This window comes from Sorangium sp. So ce295 (assembly GCF_051527405.1).
Lineage (GTDB): Bacteria > Myxococcota_A > Polyangia > Polyangiales > Polyangiaceae > Sorangium > Sorangium cellulosum_B.
This window is the reverse complement of sequence record NZ_CP150324.1, coordinates 1,936,895-1,958,846: the sequence shown is the minus strand read 5'-3', so window position 1 is coordinate 1,958,846 and position 21,952 is coordinate 1,936,895. Positions and strand designations below refer to the sequence as shown.

Annotated in this window: 18 protein-coding genes; 8 read left to right on the top strand and 10 right to left on the bottom strand. The window is 71.7% G+C overall.

Features of this window, described 5'->3' with window-relative positions; all coding sequences use genetic code 11:
- Positions 1-46: 46 nt before the first annotated feature.
- From WMF11_RS07465 to WMF11_RS07455, 3 genes are all read right to left on the bottom strand, one after another.
- Positions 47-1,000, bottom strand: coding sequence for an aminoglycoside phosphotransferase family protein (locus WMF11_RS07465; RefSeq protein ID WP_437976945.1), 954 nt, complete (start codon positions 998-1,000; stop codon positions 47-49).
- Positions 997-1,539 carry a hypothetical protein gene (locus WMF11_RS07460; protein ID WP_437976944.1) on the bottom strand — a complete coding sequence of 181 codons (543 nt, stop codon included), beginning with the start codon at positions 1,537-1,539 and terminating at the stop codon, positions 997-999. Before WMF11_RS07460 ends, WMF11_RS07465 begins: the two co-directional genes overlap by 4 nt.
- A 290-nt stretch (positions 1,540-1,829) precedes the next feature.
- Positions 1,830-3,194: an FAD-dependent monooxygenase gene (locus WMF11_RS07455; RefSeq protein WP_437976943.1), complete on the bottom strand. Its 1,365-nt coding sequence runs from the start codon at positions 3,192-3,194 to the stop codon at positions 1,830-1,832.
- Between WMF11_RS07455 and WMF11_RS07450 the strand changes: the two genes are divergently transcribed.
- Positions 3,189-3,833 (top strand): TetR/AcrR family transcriptional regulator C-terminal domain-containing protein, encoded by a 645-nt coding sequence (locus WMF11_RS07450; RefSeq protein WP_437907737.1) that lies wholly within the window; start codon positions 3,189-3,191, stop codon positions 3,831-3,833. The two genes, WMF11_RS07455 and WMF11_RS07450, sit on opposite strands and share 6 nt — an antisense overlap.
- Before the next feature lie 146 nt (positions 3,834-3,979).
- Here WMF11_RS07450 and WMF11_RS07445 read toward each other — a convergent pair whose 3' ends face one another.
- A complete protein-coding gene (locus tag WMF11_RS07445; RefSeq protein WP_437907736.1) occupies positions 3,980-4,993 on the bottom strand; it encodes a hypothetical protein in 1,014 nt (337 codons plus the stop codon).
- 363 nt (positions 4,994-5,356) lie between these two features.
- On the opposite strand from WMF11_RS07445, the gene WMF11_RS07440 reads away from it, so the two are divergent.
- On the top strand, positions 5,357-6,193 hold the full coding sequence (locus WMF11_RS07440; RefSeq protein ID WP_437976942.1) for a cyclase family protein: 837 nt from the start codon (positions 5,357-5,359) through the stop codon (positions 6,191-6,193).
- A gap of 26 nt (positions 6,194-6,219) precedes the next feature.
- On the opposite strand, the gene WMF11_RS07435 is transcribed toward WMF11_RS07440, so the two are convergent.
- Together WMF11_RS07435 and WMF11_RS07430 are read right to left on the bottom strand one after the other, a co-directional pair.
- Positions 6,220-6,609 (bottom strand): tautomerase family protein, encoded by a 390-nt coding sequence (locus tag WMF11_RS07435; RefSeq protein ID WP_437550482.1) that lies wholly within the window; start codon positions 6,607-6,609, stop codon positions 6,220-6,222.
- Positions 6,610-6,641: 32 nt separating this feature from the next.
- Positions 6,642-8,330, bottom strand: coding sequence for a D-glucuronyl C5-epimerase family protein (locus WMF11_RS07430; RefSeq protein ID WP_437976941.1), 1,689 nt, complete (start codon positions 8,328-8,330; stop codon positions 6,642-6,644).
- 431 nt (positions 8,331-8,761) lie between these two features.
- Between WMF11_RS07430 and WMF11_RS07425 the strand changes: the two genes are divergently transcribed.
- The 4 genes from WMF11_RS07425 (at position 8,762) to WMF11_RS07410 (ending at position 14,141) form a co-directional block, all read left to right on the top strand.
- Positions 8,762-9,928, top strand: coding sequence for an RtcB family protein (locus WMF11_RS07425; protein ID WP_437976940.1), 1,167 nt, complete (start codon positions 8,762-8,764; stop codon positions 9,926-9,928).
- Between the two features lie 145 nt (positions 9,929-10,073).
- A complete protein-coding gene (locus WMF11_RS07420; protein ID WP_437976939.1) occupies positions 10,074-11,855 on the top strand; it encodes a Rieske 2Fe-2S domain-containing protein in 1,782 nt (593 codons plus the stop codon).
- Positions 11,856-11,928: 73 nt separating this feature from the next.
- Entirely contained in the window at positions 11,929-12,816 is an 888-nt protein-coding gene (locus WMF11_RS07415; protein ID WP_437976938.1) for a serine/threonine-protein kinase, read from the top strand.
- Between the two features lie 5 nt (positions 12,817-12,821).
- Positions 12,822-14,141, top strand: coding sequence for a GNAT family N-acetyltransferase (locus WMF11_RS07410; protein ID WP_437976937.1), 1,320 nt, complete (start codon positions 12,822-12,824; stop codon positions 14,139-14,141).
- 10 nt (positions 14,142-14,151) lie between these two features.
- Here the strand turns inward: WMF11_RS07410 and glgX are convergent, their stop codons facing one another.
- Complete coding sequence (gene glgX / locus WMF11_RS07405; protein ID WP_437976936.1) at positions 14,152-16,281, bottom strand: glycogen debranching protein GlgX; 2,130 nt, start codon at positions 16,279-16,281, stop codon at positions 14,152-14,154.
- An 88-nt stretch (positions 16,282-16,369) separates the two neighbouring features.
- Entirely contained in the window at positions 16,370-16,621 is a 252-nt protein-coding gene (locus WMF11_RS07400; protein ID WP_437716242.1) for a hypothetical protein, read from the bottom strand.
- A gap of 619 nt (positions 16,622-17,240) precedes the next feature.
- Between WMF11_RS07400 and WMF11_RS07395 the strand changes: the two genes are divergently transcribed.
- Complete coding sequence (locus tag WMF11_RS07395; protein ID WP_437976935.1) at positions 17,241-18,374, top strand: hypothetical protein; 1,134 nt, start codon at positions 17,241-17,243, stop codon at positions 18,372-18,374.
- A gap of 123 nt (positions 18,375-18,497) precedes the next feature.
- On the opposite strand, the gene WMF11_RS07390 is transcribed toward WMF11_RS07395, so the two are convergent.
- Positions 18,498-19,691: a glycosyltransferase family 4 protein gene (locus tag WMF11_RS07390; protein ID WP_437976934.1), complete on the bottom strand. Its 1,194-nt coding sequence runs from the start codon at positions 19,689-19,691 to the stop codon at positions 18,498-18,500.
- Between the two features lie 14 nt (positions 19,692-19,705).
- Positions 19,706-20,785, bottom strand: a complete 1,080-nt coding sequence (locus WMF11_RS07385; RefSeq protein ID WP_437976933.1) for a glycosyltransferase family 4 protein — start codon at positions 20,783-20,785, stop codon at positions 19,706-19,708.
- 250 nt (positions 20,786-21,035) lie between these two features.
- Here WMF11_RS07385 and WMF11_RS07380 point away from each other — a divergent pair, with 250 nt between their 5' ends.
- Positions 21,036-21,932: a hypothetical protein gene (locus tag WMF11_RS07380; RefSeq protein WP_437550460.1), complete on the top strand. Its 897-nt coding sequence runs from the start codon at positions 21,036-21,038 to the stop codon at positions 21,930-21,932.
- The last annotated feature ends 20 nt before the right edge of the window (positions 21,933-21,952 follow it).

Below are 21,952 nucleotides of genomic sequence, written 5' to 3'. Positions count from 1 at the left end.
CCTCGTCGGGGGTCCGCGCCCCATGCCTTTCAGCGTGACGTCACGGTCAGCCGCGCAGGACGTCGAGCGCCCCGGCTTCCTGTCGCATCTCGCGCAGGAGGGCGGCGGCGACGACGCCGGGGTGCGTGCGCTCCGGCGCGGCGCCGAACGCGGCGAGGACCTCCGCGAGCGGGCGGGACGCGTCGTCTTCGGCAGGCGGCCCGCCGAGGCGCGCTGCCGCGAAGAAGAAGCTCGCCGCGTAGAAGGCGAGGGCGATGGCGCGCGCGAGGCCCGCCCGCGCGCGCTCGCCGTCGCTCGCTGGCCTCCCCAGGTACGCCGCGAGCAGCGCCTCGCGCTGCTCGGGCCGCGGGCACGCAAAGACGCCGAGCTGCGCGAGATCGATGAATGGATCTCCCGCGCCCGCGTGGGTCCAGTCCACGAAGTACACGCGCTCGGCCGTCACGAGCACGTTGTTCGGGTTGAGGTCGCGATGACACGCGGCGGCGTGCGCGTGCGGCGCGCTCACACGCTCGAGCTCCACGACCGCGCGCACGAGCTCGGCTGGCAGGCCCGCGCCTGCGAGCGCGGCGCACTGCGCGTCGAGGGAGCGCAGGAAGTCCATGCGCGACGGGCTGCGCGGGAACGGCGGACCGTCGTGGAGCCGCCGCAACGCCGCAGCGACCCGCTCGATCTGCGCCGGATCGCGCGTCGGGCGGAGCTGTGCCCCCGCGATGCGGTCCATGATCGTCACGCCCGTCCGCGCGTCCGCGTGGTGCAGGCGCGGCGCGACGCCGCGCTCGGACGCGATGCGCATGCACGCGCTCTCGCGCGCGGCGCGCTCCGGATCGCTCGGCTCGAGCGCGAAGCGCTTCGCGACGTACGGCGTGCCGTCGACGACGAACGCGATCAGCGCGGCGCCGGAGAACCCGCCGGAGAGTGAGGTCACGTCCTGGACCGGGCGCCCCGGGAACGTTGCCTCGAGCGCGGCGGTGAGGTCCGGGTGCAGCTCGGGGGCGCTCATGCCCACCCCCGCATCGAGGCGAGCCGCTTTGCGTAGAGGCGGCTCCGCGCGGCGACATCGGCAGGCCGTGCCCAGTCCCACCCGATCGCTTGCCAGTCCGGGTCGTCGGGATCGAGCCCGAGCGACGCGACGAACGGGCGATCGGCGACGAAGAAGTGGTGTTTGTACGCGAGGAGGTAGCCGCGCGGCGCCTCCGGCAGCGCCTCGACGTGGGCGCGCGCCTCCTCGTAGGTCGCGAACCAGTGGTGCAGCACGCCGCCATCCCGGCCGTAGAGCAGCGTCCCGAGCTCGGGCGCGCCGGGCTCTCCCGCGAGGGCGAGGCGCGCGCGCTCCCAGCTCGAGAAGCCGCACTCGCGCGCGACCACCGCGAGGCAGTGCTTTCTGCGGATGCCGGGAACGGCCGCGGCGAGCGCGGCCTCGTCGGCGCGCCCGAGCTCGGGCAGCGCGCGCAGGCGCAAGAGCGCCCTGGCGTCGTTCGACGCGAGCTGCTTGTGCAAGAGCTCGGCGCGGGTCTTCAGCTCGCGAACGGGATCCATCATGGACGTCTCCTCTCGAATCGGCCGCTACCCGCTCCCTCGGCCCGAGGATGTCGACGTGGTCATGACGGTGCGAGGTGACTCGCGGTCGTCGCGTCGCAGGGTGAAAGGCTTCTTTCCGGCGGGGAGGGCGCCCCTGCGCACCCTGGCCAGACGCTAGCGCTTCGCGTCGGGGCGCGCCAGGACGAACCCAGGAGCGCGCGGGCGCTGAACGCGCAAACGGCCGAACGGGCGTCGGCGCTCCGCCCTCTCCACCTCTTCCGAGCCGAAGGTGGGAGCGCACCCTGGCGGCCTCACGCGGGCCCGCACCAGGACGCGAGCGCGCTCCTCAGATCGGCGAGGCGCGTCGCCCGTCGGGCGGCGTCGCTCGCCCACGCGACGTGCCCGTCCGGCCTCACGAGGACCGCATCGACGGCGGCGAGATCGCTCTCGGGGGCGGCCGTCGCGCGGACGACCTCGACGCGATCGCCCCACGCCGCGCCTGCCTCCCGGAGATCGACCGCGCCGGCGAGGTCGAGCAGGACGAACCGGGCCGTGTGGAGCAGCTCGTACAGCCGCGAAGCGCCGGAGTCCGTCACCAGCGCGCGATCGGGCGCCCGCCTGCCGACCCAGGGGTGCGCCTCCGCTGCCCCGCCGGTCGGATACGCGACGTCGAGCGCGCTGATCATCTCGGAGATCCGCCGATTGACGGGATCCATGGCGAGCAGCTCGCTCATCATCTGGCGGAGCGAAAGCCCCGCTTCCGAGAAGTCGCCGAGCTTGGTCTGAACCTCCGTGTTGCGCCCCAGGGCCACGCCCACGGGATGGCGCTCGGCATGATAGCTGTCCAGGAGGTGGGGCGGCGCCCAGCCGTTCACCTCGGCCGCGAGCTTCCAGCCGAGGTTCATCGCGTCTTGCAGCCCGACGTTGAGCCCCTGGCCGCCGGCGGGAAAGTGGATGTGCGCCGCGTCGCCCGCGAGGAGGACCCGCCCGCGCCGGTACTGCTCGGCGACCCGCGTCGCATTGCCGAAGCGCGACAGCCACCGTGGATTGCGCATCCGGAAGTCCCTTCCGACGATCCGCGCGACGCCGCTCTGCAGCTCCTCGAGCGTGACCGGCTCGGACGTGCTCACGTGCACCCTTTGCGGATCGAACACGACGAAGCGATAGACGCCCTCGTGATCGCCGGGCGGAAGCGGGGCCGCCAGAACGGAGCCGCGCGAGCACGTGTGCCTGAACGGCCTGGCCGGGGGCTCGTCGAGCTCCACGTCGCCCAGGATGGCCGTCACCGTCGTCTCCGTGCCCGGAAACCCGACGCCGATCGACCGTCGTACGACGCTCCTCGCCCCGTCGCACCCCACCACGTAACGCGCGCGCTCCTCGGCCTGCCCCGCGGGGCCTTCGACCCGCAGCGCGACCTCGCCTTCCCTCTCCGCGACCTCGACGACCGAATGACCGCGCTGGATCTCGACGCCCAGCTCGCGGGCCCGCGCCTCCAAAAGCGCCTCTGTCTGGGCCTGGGCCAGCCACAGCGTGTGCGGGTGCCGCGTGTCGAGGCGCGAGAAATCGAGCGGCGTGTCGAGCCAGGCGAAATGCCCTGCAGGCACCGGCACGCCCCGGCGCTGGAAGCGGTCCACGATCCCGCGCTGATCGAGGATCTCCAGGGTCCTCGGGTGCACCGTGAGCGCGCGCGATTGCTCGGGCAGGAGCTGGATGTCCAGGCGGCGACGCTCTACTGGCACATCAAGAACAAGGAGGAGCTGCTCGACGCGATGGCGGAGGCCATGCTGGCGGGCTGCGCGGAGAGCGCGCCGGCAGCGCTCTCGGGGATGGAGCGCGCGGCGGACATGGCCGAGCGGCTCCGCGGGGCGCTCCTCGCGCACCGCGATGGGGCGCGGGTGTTCGCGGGGACCTACGTCGCGCAGGACAACACGCTGCGGGTCTCGGAGGTGCTGCTCGGCGCGCTGAGCGACGCCGGTCTCTCGCCGCGCGCCGCGGCGTGGGGGTGCTGGTCGATCGTGTACTACGTGATCGGCTTCACCCTCGAGGAGCAGGCCCTGGTGGTCCGCCCGGGAGCGGACCCCGGCAAGGCCGATCCAGCGCTCTTCCGCGAGGCGGTGGAGCGAGGAGCTTACCCGCACCTCGCGGCGGCGCTCCCGCACCTCCTGAGCACCGACACGGACGCGCGGTTCCGGTATGGACTGGAGCTACTTCTCAAGGGACTTGAAGCGGAGCTCGAAGGGGCGCCGCGACCGAGGGAGTCCAGGAGCCCGCCGCACGCCGGAGCCAAGAAGCGGGCGCCCCGCCGGAGCGGCTGACCGCCGCCGGCGCGGATGGCCGGGCCGCTCGGGTCGACGGTCGCTCCCGACCTGGACCGCGCCGCTGCCGCTGCTGTCCGGCGGCTGCGCCTACCTGGATCGAATCGCTGCGATCACGCGCGCGGAGGACCGTCCTCCCGCGGAGCTCACGACGTGCGGAGCGGCTCCGCGAGCCAGCGCACCAGCGCGTCGGCCTCCAGATCGAGCAAGGCATCCTCGACCTCGCCCGGACCGATGGCGCGGGCTCGCTCGATGATCGAGCGCTCTTCTTCGGCCGTCGGTCGCCGCCCGAGCCGCCGGGCGAAGAGCCGACCGAGCAGCTCCGCGATCGCCTGCTGCTTGCCTCGCTCCTCGCCACGCTCCTCGCCGCGTCGCTCGCCCCGTTCCTCGCCGCGTCTCTCCCCCCGCTCCTCACCGCGTCTCTCCCCCCGCTCCTCGCCGCGTCGCTCGGCCTCGATGATCATCTCCCCGATGATCGGCGTGCGCCGGAGCAGCCCCTCTTCCTTGTCCTCCACCATCATGACGAGCTCCTTCAGCAGATTATGCCCCCAGGGATCGATAGTGGCCATCACCAGGAGCGCCGTGTACAGCTCGGCCCGCTCCTCGGCGGTGGCCGCCCCCGCATGGATCTCCGCGACGATCTGCCTCAGCGCCGCCGGGGTCGCGTTCCGGGCGAGAGGCGCGAACACCAGCCAGAGCACGCTGCCGCGCGCCCGCAGCTCGGAGACCGTGCGCTGGTAGACGGCGTCGATGCGGAAGTGCGCGCCGCTGAACGGCCGCCCCGGCCACGCGATGCAGCGTTTGCCCGTCGTTGGCAGTCGCCGCCTGCGGCCCGACAGGACCACGGCGACGCTCTCGATCGGCGGCACCGCCTCCCCATGGGCATCGAGGCGGAGCGCGGCGAAGAGGAAGCCGAGGTACTCGAAGAGGCGATCCGGAACGTCGTCGCGGAGCGCGAAGCAGAACTCGACGTGCAGCACGCGCGGCTCGCCGTCGATCCGCAAGCGAATGGCCTTGTCGACGCGACGCTCGATGTTCGTGACCTGGCTGTCGACCCAGCCGAGGACCTCGACGGAATGGCCCTCCGGGACGAGGGCGCGCACCAGGTCCTCCGGGTGCCTTCGGGCGAGGTGGCGCAAGGTGATGTCGGCGTCTCCCATGCGCGGTGTCCATGGCAGCGCGCGTACCAGGGGCATATACGGCCGAAATCAGGGGAATTCAGGGTGTGGCGTGGCGTCAGGCAGGTGGCGGCGCCATGACGGGAGCGGGTGGCGGCCGCACGAGCTGCGGGGCTCCGGCCAAGATCGTGTTCGAGCAACCGGCCCACGGAACGTTCGTCGGAAGCGGAACTGGACAGGCCGCTTCCCCCGCCTGCCGCTCGCCGCGCTCCTGTCCTCGTCGTTCCCTCCGCTCCTGCCCGCGTTGCTCTCCCGCGCGCGATGTCAGGATCGATGCCCCGGGTTCGAGGCCGGTGGCAGAATCATCTCCGGCGGCCGGTCGCATGGCCGTCCAGGAGGGGCTCGATGCGAACGTTGATCACGACGATACTCGTGCTCGCCGCGCTCTCGGCGGGCTGCGCGGCGGAGCAGGCGGGAGCGCGGGGCAACACCCCTGGAGGCGCGGGCGCGCGCGACATCCGCCTGCCCGAGGGCGCGCGGCTCGTCGACCTGACCTATCCCTTCGACGACAAGACCATTTACTGGCCCACGGCGACGACGGGCTTCACCCACGGCACGGTGCACCACGGCAAGACCGAGGGCGGCTACTTCTACTCGGCGTACACGCTCTGCGCGCCCGAGCATGGCGGCACGCACCTCGACGCGCCCATCCACTTCGCCGAGGGCAAATCGACCGCGGACGCCGTGCCCCTCTCCCGCCTCGTGGGCTCCGCGGTGGTGGTGGACGTGTCGGCCGCCGCGGCCAGGGACAGCGACTACCTCGTGACCCTGGCGGACATCGAGGCGTTCGAGCGGGCGCACGGCGCCATCGAGCCGCGCACCATCGTGATGATCCGGACGGGCTGGGGCGCGCGCTGGCCTGACAAGAAGCGTTACCTCGGCGACGATCGGCCTGGCCACGCCGAGGCGCTGCATTTTCCGGGTATCGGCGAGGACGCCGCGCGGGCGCTCATCGAGCGGAACGTGGGGGCGGTGGGCATCGACACGGCGAGCATCGATCACGGCCCATCGAGGAGCTTCATGGCGCATCGGGCGCTGCTCGGGGCGGATATCCCGGCGTTCGAGAACGTCGCCTCGCTCGAGTCGCTGCCCCCGCGAGGCGCGCTCGTCATCGCGCTCCCGATGAAGATTCGCGCCGGCTCCGGCGGGCCGCTGCGCATCGTGGCCGTGCTGCCGCCCTGACCGCCGGAGCCGCGCCGGCGCCGGACCTAGAGGTTGATCTTGTAGTTCAGCTTGACCTCGTCGCCGTGCATCCCGCGAAACCCCCAGTCGTGGGCGGGCGACTCCGAGATACAGATCTCGATGTCCTGGTGGTCGATCCCGACCTCGTCCCGGATCTTGTCGAACAGGAGCCGCACGAGCTTCTTCTTCGTCTCGACGCTGCGCCCGGTGATCATCGAGATCTCGATGATCGTATAGGCGTCGGTGCGCCCGCCCGGCGCCAGCATGTCCTCGCGCTCCATCGGGAAGAAGCGATGCGCCCGCTTGTCCTGCGGCATCTGCAGCGCCTCCATGACGCAGGCGTGGATCACCCTGGACAGGGCCTCCTTCACCGGATTGAGCTTCTCCTTGATTCCGTAGATCTTCACCTGAGCCATGGGGAGTTCTCCTGGAACAACGTCGATTCGCTTCAGTCGTCCGCGTCCTCGCCCTTCGGCCCGGACTGCCCCGCGGCGGCCTCCTCGCCCTCGTCCTCGGGGAGCCCCGCGTCCGCCGCCTCCGCCGCGAGCGCCATCCGCTCGGCGAGGGGCCGCTCGGGCAGCGTGAGCAGCGGGCCGTCGCCGAGCTCGCCGATCATGTTGAGGTACGCGTTCATCGCGTGGCACACCGAGTCGGTGCGCACATAACGATCCCTGACGCTCCAGAACACCCCGCCCGCGGCCGCCTGCGGGTTCTTCACCACGAACGAGCTCTCCGGACCGTAGGTGTACTGCGAGAGCAACCGGATCGCGGCGACCACCGCGTCCTTGTACCGATCGCAGCCCTCCGTGCCCTTCTTCCGGCAATGGTGGTACACCTCCGACATCACCTCGGCGAGCCAGCCGCTCCCGCTGCTCGACAGCGACCGCTGCCAGCGGCCGTAGCGGTAGGCGTCCTCGGGCCTGCGCCACTGCCGCTTCACGAGGTCGTCGGCGCAGCGGAAGACGGCCTGCTCGGCGCGCTGGTCGCCGCCGGCCTTCGCGAAGTCGAGGAGCGACTGGACCGCCCACGAGCTCGAGATCGGGTTGGGCTTCCTGTAATCGTCGCCGAGGAAACACCCCTTCTCCGCGATCCTGGCGAGCAGGTAGTCCGCGGTCCGGGCGGCGGCGTCGAGGTACTTCTTGTTGTTCGTGGCCCGGTAGGTGCGCGACAGGGCGGAGAGGACCTGCCCCGTGTAGAGCGTCGAGTCCTTGCCCTGGACCTTCCACGCCCCGCCCTCCTGCCCGGTCAGGGCCGAGCGCACGCTGCCGTCCGGCCGCTGCATCGAGATCAGCCACTCGGCCGCGAGCACGGCGGACTCGAGGTACCTCTTGTCCTTCGTGACGCCGTGGAGCTCGAGGAGCGTGAAGATCGACTTCGACGCCGTGCCGACGACCAGCCGGCGCTCGGGCCGCTCACGCTCCAGGTCGAACGCATAAAAGAAGCCGCCGGCGGTGCGATCGCGCGCCTCGCGGCTCTGCATGCCCATCATGAAGCCGGCGGCCTCCGTCGCCAGCCGCAGCAGGCGCTCGTCGGGCTTGTAGGCGTGCAGCTTCAGCAGCGTCAGCGCCGTGGACGCGGTGTAGATCGTATGCAGCTCGCGCTCGAACCGGTCCGCGGGGGCGTGGTAGTATTTGTGAACCCCCTTGTGCCGCGGATCGATGACGCGCAGGAGATAGCCTTTGCCCTCCTCGATGCGCCGCGCGAGGAGGGGCTTGTCGAGGACGCGCACCGGCACGAGCCCCTCGACGAGCTCGACGCCCTTCCCCGGGCGCTCGACGCTCTCCACCATCGACTCGTGATGATCCGGAAGCTCCACGACCAGCCGCGCGCCCGCGAGCGCGCTCGTCATCGCCGCCGCGCCGCCCGCCGCGGCCACGGCCCTGCGCGCGGCGTCCTTCAGCGCGACGCAGAGCCCCGCGTCCGACGCCTCCCCGCGGGCGATCTGCTTCCCCTCCTGAAAGCCCATCACGACAGCGCGGAAGGGGCGTTTGGACGAGAGGGCGAGATCACACGTCACCTTGTCACCGCCCGCTGCCACCTGGCGGACGAAGGCGATGACGCGATCGCGGAAGGTGCCATTGTCGAGCTCGGCGCCCGCGCCGCCGCCCTCCGGGGCCTGGATCGCCGGATCGGGCACCCGGGGTAGGTTCGCCGCGATCTGGGCCGCGAAGCGGTCGTCGCCGGCGGGCAGGGCGCGTTGTCGACGTTCCGCACGTTCCGCACCTTCCGCACCTTCCGCACCTTCCGCGGCGCTGGCCGTCGCGGAAGCCGCGGCGGCGGGCTTCCCGGCCGCAGGGTCCTCGCTCGGCTTGCAGCCGTCACAGCCGCTCGTGACCCCACACGACAGAGCGGCGAAGGCCGCCAGGGTTGCGATGGAGAGCGCGCGAGCAGACGGCATGAACAAGGACCCCGGAAGCAGCGATTTCGACGCGTATCAAGAACCCAGAGGCCCCGCAAGGCCGAACGGGGTAGCCGCCCGCCTCGCGCTCGCCCGCACGCGCCCCTCGCGATTCGCCCGCACGCGTCCCTCGCTGTTCGCCTGCGCGCGCCCCGCGCTATTCTGCCCGCATGGGACCCGCGCAGATCAAGGGCAAGAACGTGGACATCAAGCTGTGGACCCGGCCGGACGAGGTCGAGGAGATCGCGCTGGAGCAGCTGCGGAACATCAGCGCCCTGCCCTGGGTGTTCCACCACGTCGCCGCCATGCCCGACGTCCACTTCGGCAAGGGCGCGACCGTCGGCTCGGTCATCGCGATGCGGGACGCTGTCGCGCCGGCCGCCGTCGGCGTCGACATCGGCTGCGGGATGGGCGCGCTCCGCACGAACCTCACCGCGGCCGATCTGCCCGACGACCTCCGGCGGATCCGCAGCGACCTCGAGCGGGCGATCCCCGTCGGGTTCGCCTCCCACGACGCCCCGCCGGCGGGGTTCGAGCGCCTCGCGCTCTGGGACGAGTTCGCGAGCCTGAGCCCGAAGGTCCAGGGGCTGTTCACGCGGGCGCGATGTCAGCTCGGCACGCTGGGGGGCGGCAACCACTTCATCGAGCTCTGCCTCGACACGGACGGCGGAGTGTGGCTGATGCTCCACTCCGGCTCTCGCAACATCGGCAAGGAGCTCGCCGAGATCCACATCGCCACGGCGAAGAAGCTCGCCCACAACCGCGACCTGCCCGATCGCGATCTCGCGGTGTTCCTCGCCGGCACCCCGGAGATGAAGGCCTACCGGCACGACCTCTTCTGGGCGCAGCGGTACGCGCGGACGAACCGCGAGGCCATGTTCGACCTCGCCGAGGGCGTGCTCCGCCGGCACTTCCCCGAGCTCGCGATCCAGGAAGCCATCACTTGCCATCACAACTACGTGGCAGAGGAGTGTCATTTCGGTGAAGACGTGCTGGTGACGCGCAAGGGCGCGATCCGAGCGGGCAAGGGCGAGCTTGGCATCATCCCCGGCTCGATGGGCACGCGCTCGTACATCGTGCGCGGCCTCGGCAACCCCGAGGCGTTCGAGAGCGCCTCGCATGGCGCGGGGCGCAAGATGAGCCGCGGCGAGGCGAAGCGGCGCTTCACGGTCAACGACCTGGCCGCGCAGACGGCCGGGGTCGAGTGCCGCAAGGACGGCGGCGTCCTCGACGAGATCCCCTCCGCCTACAAGCCGATCGAGCGCGTCATGGAAGACCAGCGCGATCTCGTGGAGGTCGTCGCCGAGCTGCGGCAGGTCCTCTGCGTGAAGGGGTGAGCGGCCGGCGCGGGTCCGGACAGGGAACTTCTCGCGGCGGCCCCGTTCGTGGCCCCTCCCCGCCCCGCCCTCGGCTACGATGCGCGTCGCTCTCACGACGCGCGCCGCGTACCCACCGCGGCGCGCGCCGCGGCGCGGAGAAGCCATGAAGTCGGACTGGATCGATCTGGGCCCCCTCTCCGAATTTCCGGCGGAGGCGCCCGTGCTGCGCAAGGACGACACGGGGCGGCGCTTCGCCTGCGTCCTCCGTGGCGGCGAGGTCCACGCGCTCGACGATCGCTGCCCGCACCAGGGCTACCCGCTGTCGCAGGGCGCGCTGCGCGACGGCGTGCTGACCTGCGCGTGGCACAACTGGAAGTTCGAGCTCGCCTCGGGCGCCTGCATGTTCGGCGGCGAGCCCGTGCGGCGCTACGCCACCCGCATCGACGGCGGGCGCGTGCAGCTCAACCGGGCCGTCGACACAGCGGCCGAGGTGCGGCGCCTCGTCGCCGGCCTGCGCGAGGCGATCCTGCGCGACGAGCCGGCGCGCGCGCTGCGCGAGGGCCTCCGGCTGGGCGCGCTCGGGCTCCACCGGGGCGAGACCGGCCTGGGCAGCCTGCACCTCGCGTTCGAGGTGCTCGCCAGGGACGGGGCGGAGCGCGCCGAGTACGGCTTCGACCACGGCCTCGCCCTGCTCGCGGATCTCTGCGCCTGGGTCGAGCGCGGCAGGATCCCGGCCGAGGAGGCGTTCGTGGTCGCCGCCCACGCGATCGGCGAGGCGTCGGCCCGGCTGGGCCCCCGCGGCAAGGGCCCCGGCAGGGTGGGGGCCCGCTCGCCCCTCGCGCGCATCGCCGACTTCGAGCTCGACGAGCCGGCGAAGGTGAGCGAGGCGCTCGCGGCGGAGCGCCGCGACGAGGCCGAGGCGCGGATGCGCGAGCTCGTCGAGATCCGCGGCACGGCCGGCGCGCGCCGCGCGCTCATGCCCTTCGTCGCGCAGCACCTGTACGACTACGGGCACGGCGCCATCTTCCTCTCGAAGGCGCTCGAGCTGGCCGAGCGGTTCTCGTCCGCCGCCGACGAGGTCCTCGCCGCCTCCACGGTGCAGCTCGCCTGGGCGACCGCCGACACCCGCCTGCCCCCCTTCACCGCCACGCGCGCCGCGCTCGCGCGCCTCGCCGATCTGCCCCTGCCCGGCCCCGACGGCGCCGCAGAGGCCACGCGCCAGGACGCCTCGCCGCTCGAGGGCGCGGAGCGCGCCGCCTTCGAGGCCGAGGTGCTCGCGGGAGAGCAGCCGGCCGTCGAGGCGACCGTGCGCTGGCTCGCGCGCGGCGCCGGGCCGCTCGCGCTGCTCGGCGCGATCGGCCACGCCGCCGCCGTCCGCCTCGCGCGCTTCGACTCGGCCTGGGAAGCGCGCCTCGACGCCGAGGTCGGGGTGCTCGACGTCACCCACGCCGTCACCTTCGCGGAGGCGGCGGCGGCGCTCGGGCGCGAGGCCCTCCCGCGCGAGGCCGCGCAGCTCGCGGTGCTCGCGGCCGGCTTCGTCGGCAAGCTCCGCAAGGCGGACGCCGCCGCGCCGCACGCGTCCGCTACGGCGACTACCCGCGCGCGAGGCGGCGGGCTGCTCCAGGCGGTGGAGGCGCGCGACGTCGGCGCGGCGCTCGCGATCGCGCGGGAGCTCGACGCCGCGGGTCGCCGGCGCGCGTTCGCCGAGCTCGCCCCCTTCGCCGCGTTCGACGCCGCGGTGAGGCCCATCTTCACGGCGCACGCCGTCAAGACGCTCGAGGCGCTGGAGCGGCTCGAGTCGTCCGATCCTCAGCCCGACGGCGCGTACCTCGCGGCGCTGCTCACCCACGTCGTCCCCGTCCGGCGGGAGCTCTCCGCGCGCCGGATCGCGGCTGTGGCCAAGAAGTTCATGTCCGATGGGCGACCACCCGATGGGCTGTATTGAGCCGGCCGCCCGCCCGGTCGACAGAGACCAGAGAGACGTGCACTGGTGCGAGCATCATTCATACTGACTGTCTATGCGGCTTGAGCCTGGATCCCATGTAGCGCCGCACCTGACGCTCGACACCCTCCTCCGGATGGGAGGCGTCGGCAGCATCTGGACGGCGCATCACCTCGGGCTCGGCAAGGAGGTCGCCGTCAAGTTCATCTCTGCGTCGCTCGCGACCGACGCGACCGCGGTCGCCCGGTTCCACCGCGAAGGCGCGCTCATGGTGAGGATCAAGAGCCCTCACGTGGCCGAGGTGTACGAGCACGGCGTCGCCGCCAACGGCCTCTCGTACATCGTGATGGAGCTGCTGCGGGGCGAGGAGCTGTCCGACCGGCTAGCGCGCGCCGGGCGCCTCCCCCTGGAGGAGACGCTCGCGCTCGTCTCGCAGCTCTGCACGGGGCTCACCGCGGCGCACAAGCTCGGCGTCATTCACCGGGACATCACGCCAGAGCACGTCTTCCTCGCCGACACCGGCGGAGGCACCTGCGTCAAGCTGCTCGATTTCGGGGTGGCCAGGGGGGATGTCGACCCGGATGGGACCACGCTGACGAACACGGGCGCGGTGGTCGGCAGCCTCGTTTATATGAGCCCGGAGCAGTTCTTCAACCCGAAGCTGGTCGACGGCCGCTCGGATCTCTGGTCCGTGGGCATCATGGCGTACCACGCGCTCACCGGCGCGCCGCCGTTCGAGCAGAAGGGGATCGAGGCCCTCCTCGGCGCCATCCGGCTCGGCACCTTCTCGCCTCCGAGCCAGCGTTGCGCCGAGATCACGCCCGCCCTCGACGCGTGGTTCATCAGGGCGCTTGCCCGTGAGCCGTCCGGCCGCTTCGGATCGGCCGAGGAGATGTCCGAAGCGCTTCGCCGGGCCGCCGCCGGGCCGCCGGGCCCAGGGAGCGCGCTTCCCAGGGTAGATTGACCGGCATGGCGCGCACCCGCACCCCGAGCCGTTCCAACCATGAGCTCGTGTTTCGCAGCGCCCGCAAGGGCGAGGAGGGCACCCTCGCGACGGTCGCCTACCGCGCGTTCCAGGCGGGTGATCCAGAGGCGTGGCTGCGGTATTTCACCGAGCACGCGCACCTCGCGCTCGACAACGTGATCGTCGCGGAGACCGACGGCCAGCTCGTCGGGTACGTCGCCTCGCTCGACCTGACGATGAGCTTCGCGGGCGCGGACGTGCCGTTCCAGGGCCTCTCGTCCGTGGCGGTGCTGCCGGAGTTCCGCCGCCGGGGCATCGCGGATCGGCTCGTCCGCGAGAGCCTCCGCCGCATGCGCCGCCGGGGCGAGGCGCTCACGCTGCTCCACCCTTTCCGGCTCTCGTTCTACCGGCGGTTCGGCTTCGGCGTCTGCGAGCTCCGGGACGTCGTGCGCACCTCCCCCGATCGGCTCCCGGACTCGGTGCTGCGCCGCCACGTGCGGGCCTTCTCCCGCCCGCGGGACGAGCCGCTCATCAAGCAGGCCTACGACGTCGCGCGGGCCGAGACGACGGGGCAGCTGAAGCGGAGCGACTACTGGTGGGACGTGCGCGTCTTCAAGCGCTCTCCGAGCGGCGCCGTCTACGTGGATCCGGGCTCCAAGGCGATCGCCGGCTACCTGTTCTTCGACGTCCCGGAGGGCGGCGCCTACGGCGCCCAGCAGCTGCTCGTCCGCGAGCTCCACGCGCCGACGCCGGGCGCGTACCGCGGGCTCATCGGCTTCCTCGGCGCGCTCGGCGATCAGTACGAGGTCGTGGAGCTTTCGCTCCCGCGCGGCCAGGGCGCGCCGCTGCTCGACGAGCCCGGCGTCCGCGACGAGCCGATCGTGTACGAGACGGCGGCCCGGCACCCCGGCCTGTGCCCGCCCGCGCACACCGCGCAGCGCCGCAGCGTCCTCGGCCTGACGGCGGCGGGCGCGATGGGGCGCATCGTCGACGTCGCCGCCGCGCTCGCGCTTCACCCGTCGCCGCGGAAGCACGGCGTCCGCGGCGCCATCGGCGTCGACGTCGAGGACCCGGTGTTCACGGACGCGCCGCGCGCCTTCGACGTCACCTTCGCGGCGCGCGGCGTCCAGACGGCGCCCGGCAGCACCGCGGGCGATCGCCTCTCGCTCTCCATCGAGCGCCTCACGCAGATCTATTTCGGCGCCTCCTCGGCGCGCGATCTCCTGAGCCAGGGCTTCGTGGTGGGCAGCGCCAAGGCGGCCGCCCTCCTCGACGCCGCGTTCGCCGGCCCCCCGCTCTTCCTCGGCGCCTTCAACGCGTTCTGAGCGCCCCGCGCTAGGTGTTGCGCCGGCTCCGGAGGAAGAGCTTGAGCGAGCGCGACGCCAGCGCCGTCTCTTCGCCGCCTTTCCGCGTCTCGACGGCGGCGTCGTCCTGGGTGTCCACGAGGAGCTGCCACGGCCTGGGATCATCGGAGAAGGGGAGGAGGAAGCTCAGGTCGCACGGCGACGCGTTGAGCAGCAGGACGAAGTCGTCGTCGATCAGCCGATCGCCCTCCTCGTCCACGTCGTCGAGCCCCTCCCCCGACAGGAACACGCCGAGGCACTGCGTGAACGGGTTCGACCAGTCCTCGTCGGTCATGAGCTCGCCGTCCGGGCGATACCACTGGATATCGTAGGTCTTGCCGCCGCGGATCGGGCGCCCCTTGAAGAAGATCGAGCGCCTGAGCGCCGGGTGCTCGTGCCGGATGCGGAGGCATTTGCGCGTGAACTCCAGCATCGCCCGCGACGGCTCGTCCCAGCCCCACGGCTGCCACGTGAGCGGGCTGTCCTGGCAGTATCCGTTGTTGTTCCCCGCCTGCGTGCGCCCCCGCTCGTCCCCGTGGAGGAGCATCGGAGTCCCCTGCGAGAACAGGAGCGACGCCATGATGTTCCGCGCCTGCCGCGCCCGCAGCTTCAGGATCTCGGGGTCGTCGGTCGGCCCCTCGGCGCCGCAGTTCCACGAGCGGTTGTCGTCGGCGCCGTCGCAGCCCCCCTCCCCGTTCGCCTCGTTGTGCTTTTCGTTGTACGAGACGAGATCCGCCAGGGTGAAGCCGTCGTGGGCCGTGACGAAGTTGATGCTCGTGTACGGCTTTCGCCCGCTGTTCTCGTAGAGATCGCTGCTCCCCGTGAGCCGGAACCCGAGATCCGAGGCGATGCCGCCCGAGCCGCGCCAGAAGTCGCGCAGCGTGTCTCGATAGCGACCGTTCCACTCCGCCCAGCGCACCGGGAAATTGCCCACCTGGTAGCCGCCGGGGCCCACGTCCCAGGGCTCGGCGATGAGCTTCACCTGGCTGAGCACCGGGTCCTGGTGGATGATCGTGAAGAAGCTCGAGAGCTGGTCGACGTCGTGGAGGCCGCGCGCCAGCGCCGCCGCGAGGTCGAAGCGGAACCCGTCCACGTGCATCTCGAGGACCCAGTACCGCAAGGAGTCCATGATCAGCTGGAGCGTCTGCGGGTGACGCACGTTGAGGGTGTTCCCCGTGCCCGTGTAGTCGAAATAATAGCGCTCGTTGCCAGGGACGAGGCGGTAGTAGGTCGGGTTGTCGATGCCGCGCAGGCTCAGCGTCGGGCCCAGGTGGTTGCCCTCCGCCGTGTGGTTGTAGACGACATCGAGGATGACCTCGATGCCGGCGGCGTGGAGCGCCTTCACCATCTCCTTGAACTGCCGCACCTCCGACGCCACATCGGCGCCCGCGCGGTACCCGACGTCCGGCGCGAAGAAGCCTATCGAGTGGTATCCCCAGTAGTTCCGCAGCCCCTTGTCGAGCAGGAATTTCTCGTGCACGAAGGCGTGCACGGGCAGGAGCTCGATGGCCGTGATGCCGAGAACCCTTAGGTATCCGATCATGGCCGGGTGGGCGATGCCAAGGTAGGTCCCGCGGAGCTCCTCCGGGATCTCCGGGTGCTGCATCGTCATGCCGCGGACGTGCGCCTCGTAGATGACGCTGCGGTGGAACGGCACGTAGGGGCGCCGGTCTCCGCCCCAGTCGAAGGACGGGTCGATGACGACGCCGAGCGGGGCGCCGAGCGCCTCCCCCTCGGCCATGGCGAGGTCGCCGTCGGGCTCACCGCTCCGGTGGGCGAACGCGCCCGCATCCCACTGGACCCGCGAGGCGAGCGCCTTCGCGTACGGATCGAGCAGGCGCACCCGCGGGTTGAAGCGCAACCCCCGCTCCGGCGCCCACGGGCCGTGCACGCGATACGCGTATTTCTGCCCCGGCCCGACCTCCGGCACGTAGACGTGCCAGACGAGGGAGGTGCGGTGACGGACCGGCAGGCGTTGCTCGTTCCCCTCGTCGTCGACGAGGCACAGGTCCACCGCCTCGGCGTTCTCCGAGAAGAGGGCGAACTGCGTTCCAGCGCCGTCCCATGTCGCGCCGAGGGGGTACGGATCCCCGGGGCGCATTCCTTTGCGCTTGTAGCTCATGCTGGTCTCGATTTGCCGATCCACGGCCGGGGCGCGGCGCCCCCTTCGGGCCTCATCGCCCCGGCCGGCGTGCTCGCGCGGCTAGCGGCTAGGCGACGTGAGCGCGCCGACTGCCCATGGCGTCGGTGACGACATCCGCGACGCTCCGTGCCATCCCCTCCGCGATGCGGAGCGCCTGGGCCTGATCGCCCTCCGGAGTGCACATCCTGAGGCGCTCGATCATGTCCACGAGCCGCCGGGCTAGCTCGCACGCCTCGGCCATCGAAGCTGGTGACTCGACGGAGGCCCTCCGCGGGAGGGAGACCATCTCTTCGCTCAGTGTCATCGCGGTTGACATCATGCCTGGCTCCTTGTCGGTGATGGCTACGGTCCGCACCCCCCAGAGCAGGCGTCGTGCCAGCGCGGCTCCCGTGCGGATGCTCACCGCAGACACAACGGTAGGTGGTCCGCCGACAAACTGGGCGGCACAAACCGCCACAGGTGGGGCGATTTGTCCCCCTCACAGGGACCGTCGCTCGGCGAAGCAAGGCGGCGCACCGAACAGCCAGGCGCAAAAATTGAAAACACGATGTATGCCGTAAGGGGTCGCTGCACGGTGGCTGTTCGGGACGGCCGTTCGGGCTCTGCTGGGGTGTGCTCGAGCTTCCATGGCCTCTGCGCCCCCCGTGCCGAGGGCGGGCGAGCCGGGCCGCGTGCGCTCGCTGCTTGCGGGGCGAGGACGGCGTCGCGCGCGCCTCGCGGGGGACGAGCGTGGCGAGCACGATCACGACGCCCGCCTTGTCACGCGCGCCGTCCGGGAGGCAGGTGGGCGGCGCTCCGCGCGGCGTCGCGTGAGACCGCGAGGAGATCTTGATCGCTGCGCGGCCCCGAGGCGGCTATGGCTACGCCCGGGGGGGCCAGGTTAGTATCCGTCCCGCCGCGGCGGCCGCCGGTCCAACGCGTCGCGGTCGAGAGAGCTCATGATCGGAACACTCCAGGCGAAGATCCAGTATCTCAAGAACAAGAACCTTCACAACTGGCTCGGCGGCTACGCCCGGCAGAGGATCGAGAACGCCCGTGCTCCGCGCCCGCTCGGCCCGCGGCACCTGCTCTTCTCGGTCTGCGATCACTGGGAGCCAGGGTGGGAGAACGCCACACCGGAGGTCGGCGACGCGCGGGTGAGGGCGTGGTCGAAGGGGTATCCCGAGATGGCCGGCGCGTACCGCGACGCGGACGGCCACCATCCGCGTCACAGCTTCTTCTTTCCGGGGGAGCAGTACACGCCCGGGTGGCTCGACGCGCTGGCGGACCTCACGCGCCGCGGCTTCGGCGAGGTGGAGCTGCACCTGCACCACCACAATGACACGGAGGAGAACCTGCGCGCGGACATCCTCAGGTACCTGGACATCCTGGGGAAGCACGGGCATTTCTCGCGCGACCCGGACGGGCGCATGCGTTACGGGTTCATCCACGGCAACTGGTGTCTGGCGAACTCCGGGCGGGACTCGCGGAACTGCGGAGTCGACGCGGAGCTCCCGCTCCTCTTCGAGACGGGCTGCTATGCTGACTACACGTTCCCGTCGGCCCCCGACGAGTCGCAGCACTCCATCGTGAACCAGATCTACTGGCCGACGGGCAACCTGGCGCGCCGGAGCGCCCACGCCGTGGGCGCGCGAGCCAAGGTCGGCGAGGTGCTGGAGGACCGGATCCTGATGATCGAGGGCCCGCTCGCGCTCGCGCTGACGCGCCGGGGAAGCCGGGTGCGGATGCGGATGGAGTACGGCGCGCTCCAGGCGGTCGATCCGCCGACGCCGGACCGGGTGAAGACGTGGGTGGATCAGAACATCCATATCGAGGGGAGGCCCGAGTGGGTGTTCGTGAAGGTCTACACGCACGGCGCCCCCGAGGACCAGGCGGCGTCGCTGCTCGGCGCCGGGGGCCACGAGCTGCACCGGGAGCTCACCACCCGTTACAACGATGGCAAGGAGTGGGTGCTCCACTACGTGACCGCGCGGGAGATGTACAATATCGCGATCGCCGCGCTCGAGGGGAAGACAGGCAATCCCGGTGACTACAGGGATCACCGCCTGAAGCCGCCGCCCTGCGCGAGCTGACCGTTCATCCCTGAGGCCTCCCCTCAAGTTCTTCGGGAAATTCACAGGGAGGCGGGGAGACGGGGAGGGAAATTTTCGAGTACTCCCCGTCTCCCTGCCTCCCTGTTCAATTCCCCCGTTGAATCAGCCCGGCCCGCGACTGCGGTGCTCGCCGAGGACCTCTTTCAGGAGCGCGTGATAGCGCTCCCCCACGACGTCCCATGACAGCGCCCCCACGCTGCCCCGCAGCGCCTCCGGCTCCCACGCCGTATCCAGCGCTCGCGCCAGCGCGGCCCCGAGCGCCCCGGGATCGCCGGGGGGGACGAGGAGGCCATTGCCCCCGTTCCCTTCACGCACGAGCTCCGGCACTCCGCCGACCCGGGTCCCGACGACGGGGCGGCCCGAGGCGAGCGCCTCCAGGACGACGTTCGGGCAGCCCTCGCGGCGGCTCGGCAGGCAGAACACGTCGCACGCGGCCATGTAGTCCGGGATCTCCACGGGCAGCGCCCAGCCGAACAGCCGCACGCGATCGCCCAGGCCGAGCGCGCTCACCTTCGCGCGCAGCGGCTCGAGCAGCTCGCCACCGCCCACCATCATCAGGTGAATGTCGCGGCGGCCCGCCCGGTCGAGGTGCGCCATCGCCTCCACGAGGACGTCCACGCCCTTCTCGGGCACGTGATAACCGGCGTACAGCACCACCTTCGCGTCCGCAGGGACGCCGAAGCGCCGCCGCGGCTCGGCCCGATCCCGGATCGCGAACCGCGCGCCGTCGACCGCGTTGAGCTGCACCACGACGCGCTCCCGCGGCACCCCGAGCTCCACCAGGCGCTCCCCGAGCGCCCCGCTCACCGCGACCACCCGGGCGCAGCGCTGGAGCGCCGGCGCGATCTGCGCCCGCAGCGCGGCGTTCCTCGGCTGCTCGTTGATGTCGCTGCCGAGCACCGTCGTGACGACCGGCACGCCCGCCTCCCGCGCGAACGCCTCCGCGGCGACGGTATCGGGATAAGCCCACGCGGCCAGGATCGCGTCGTACGGAAACTCGCGCCGCAGCCCCGCCATCGTGCGCCCGAGCGATGCGCGGAGCGCCCGCGCGTGCAGGCTCGGCAGCCCCGGGACCGACCAGTACGTGGGGAACAGCGCGTCGATGCCGGTGTGCGCCTCGCGCGTGCCGCCGAAGAGCTCCCCCGACGCCCCGCGCGCGCGCGTCCACCACGGGATCGGGGCCACCAGCCGGAGCTCGCAGCGGCGCGCGAGCGCCCTGTACGTGTGATAGCTGTACGGCGCCATCGTCGGCAGCCGCGTGGAAGGGTAATGATGGGTGAAGACGAGTATCTTCATCGCGCGCTCGCCTGTCACGTGAGGCGGAAATAGAGTTGCTCGTATTTGCGCGTCATCTTCTCGAACGAGAAGTCGTCGCGCACCCGCGCGTGCCCCGCCTCGCCGAGCCGCCGCCTCAGCGCCGGATCGCTCGCGAGCCGCTCGATCGCGTCCGCGAGCGCGTCGTGCCCGTCCACCGGGACGATCAGGCCGTGCTCCTCGTGCCGCACCACCTCCGGGACCCCGCCGACCGGCGTCACCACGACAGGCAGGCTGCGCGCCATGGCCTCGAGGACGGCGAGCGGCAGCCCCTCGTCGCGCGAGGGCAGCGTGAAGAAATCGGCGGCGACGAGCAGATCGGGCACGTCCTTGCGGAAGCCGAGGAAGCGCGCCTCGGCGCCGTGGACCCCGAGCTCCCTCGCGAGCCCATGGATGCGATCGCGCTCGTCGCCGTCGCCGACGACGAGCACCGCGACCGCGACGCCCCGCTCCCGGAGCCGCGCGAGCGCCCGCAGCAGCACGTCGTGCGCCTTCACCGGGTGGAACGCGGCGGGCATGATGCCGAGGAACACGTCCGGGCCGAAGCCGAGCTCGGCGCGCACCTCGTCGCGCGTCCGCTTGGCCGGGGTGATGTCGATCCCGTTGTGGATGACAGAGATGCTGCTGGCCACGCCGACCGCGCCGCTCTTGTCTGCCGTGTCCTGCGAGCAGCCGACGACAGCGTCCGTTTCACGCCACTCGAAGCGCGATGGAACGCGGATGATCCCGCGCGTCTGGGCATGATCGGTGAAGACGAGCCGCGCGCGCGTAAGGAGCTTTCCGATCGTGGCGTAATGGAGCGCAGTGGGGTTGTGCGCGTGGACGACGTGCGGGCGGGAGCGCGCGAAGGAGAGGGCCGCCTGCGCGAGCCGCGTGGGGAGGCGCCCCCCCAGCACCGTGGTCGGCAGCGCCCGCTGCCGCGCCAGCTCCGCGAGCGGCCCGCCGCGCAGCGCGACGATGGAGGCGTCGTGGCCGTGGCGCCGCTGCGCCTCGGCGAGGCGCAGCACGAAATGCTCCATACCACCGCCGTTGAGGCTGCTCACGACATGGACGATCCGCAGCGACGAATTCCCCATGAAGGCTTGCTACCCGAATCGGGTCCCCTGTTGAAGCGCAAACCGCACCCAGCATCACCCGCGCTGCCAAACGCCCACCCGAAATGCCGGCGGCCGTGGCGTCTGGCGCGCGTCCACGTTCGTCCACGCTCGTTGGCGCGCGTCGCCGCTCGCCGACGCACGCGCCCAAGGTCGCTGGATCAGCGTACCACCTCGCCTCGCCGTCACCTCACCTTTTGATTTGCCGAACGGAAGCGGCTACTAGACGGGCATGAACCCTGAGCTTCGGCGCGCCCTTGACGAAGGCATGCGCCGCGTGCCCGGCATGGACGCCGCGACGAGGCTGCTCGCCGTGCGGCTCGAGACGGTCAAAGCGCTCCTCGCGCGCCGGCTCGCAGAGAACCCGCTCCCCGTGCCCGACGCCGTCACCCCGAGCGACATCCCATCGGTCGCCGAGCTTGGCCCGGGGGACAGGGTGCTCGCGGAGCTCGATCAGGACGGCTTCGCCTTCGCGGTCCACCCGGCCGACGTCGCCTTCTTCAACCGGCGGAGCCAGAAGATGCCGCGCCTGCGTTACCGGCTGCACATCGTGCTGCGCGGCGGCTACGTCTGCGTCCGCAAGCGCTTCGTCGGACAGCCGCAGAACGCGCCGCTCCAGGCGCACCTCTTCGCCCTGCTCGGTCTCTTCTTCTACAACGAAGCAGCCGCGCTCTTCCGCCTGCGCGACCTCCCCAGCGTCCCGAGGATTCGCGATCTCAGCCTCGCCACGCGCACCCTTTACCTCGACTACGTGCGCGGACGGACGCTGCAACATCAGGTCGCCGAGCGCGGGGAGAAGGTGCTCGACATCGACCTCGCGCCGCTCGGGCAGCTGTTCGATCCAGACCGCGACCGGCGGGAGATCGAGGCGTTCGCGAGCGGCGGCGGCGCGGCCTACCGCGGCCGGATCGAGGAGATCGTCCGGGCGATGAACGCGCGCGGCGTCGCGCCGCTCGACGTCAAGCTCGGCAACGTGCTCATCGGCGAGAAGACGGGCGCCCTGTACTGGATCGATTTCGAGCGAGCCGCGCTCGAGGGCACCCCCCGCTACCGCGATCGCCTCGACGAGCACCATGACCTCGTGAACCGGTGGTTCGGGCTCGCGCTCTCCGGCGACGGCGGGGCGTGAGGCGCGCGGCGCGACGCGGC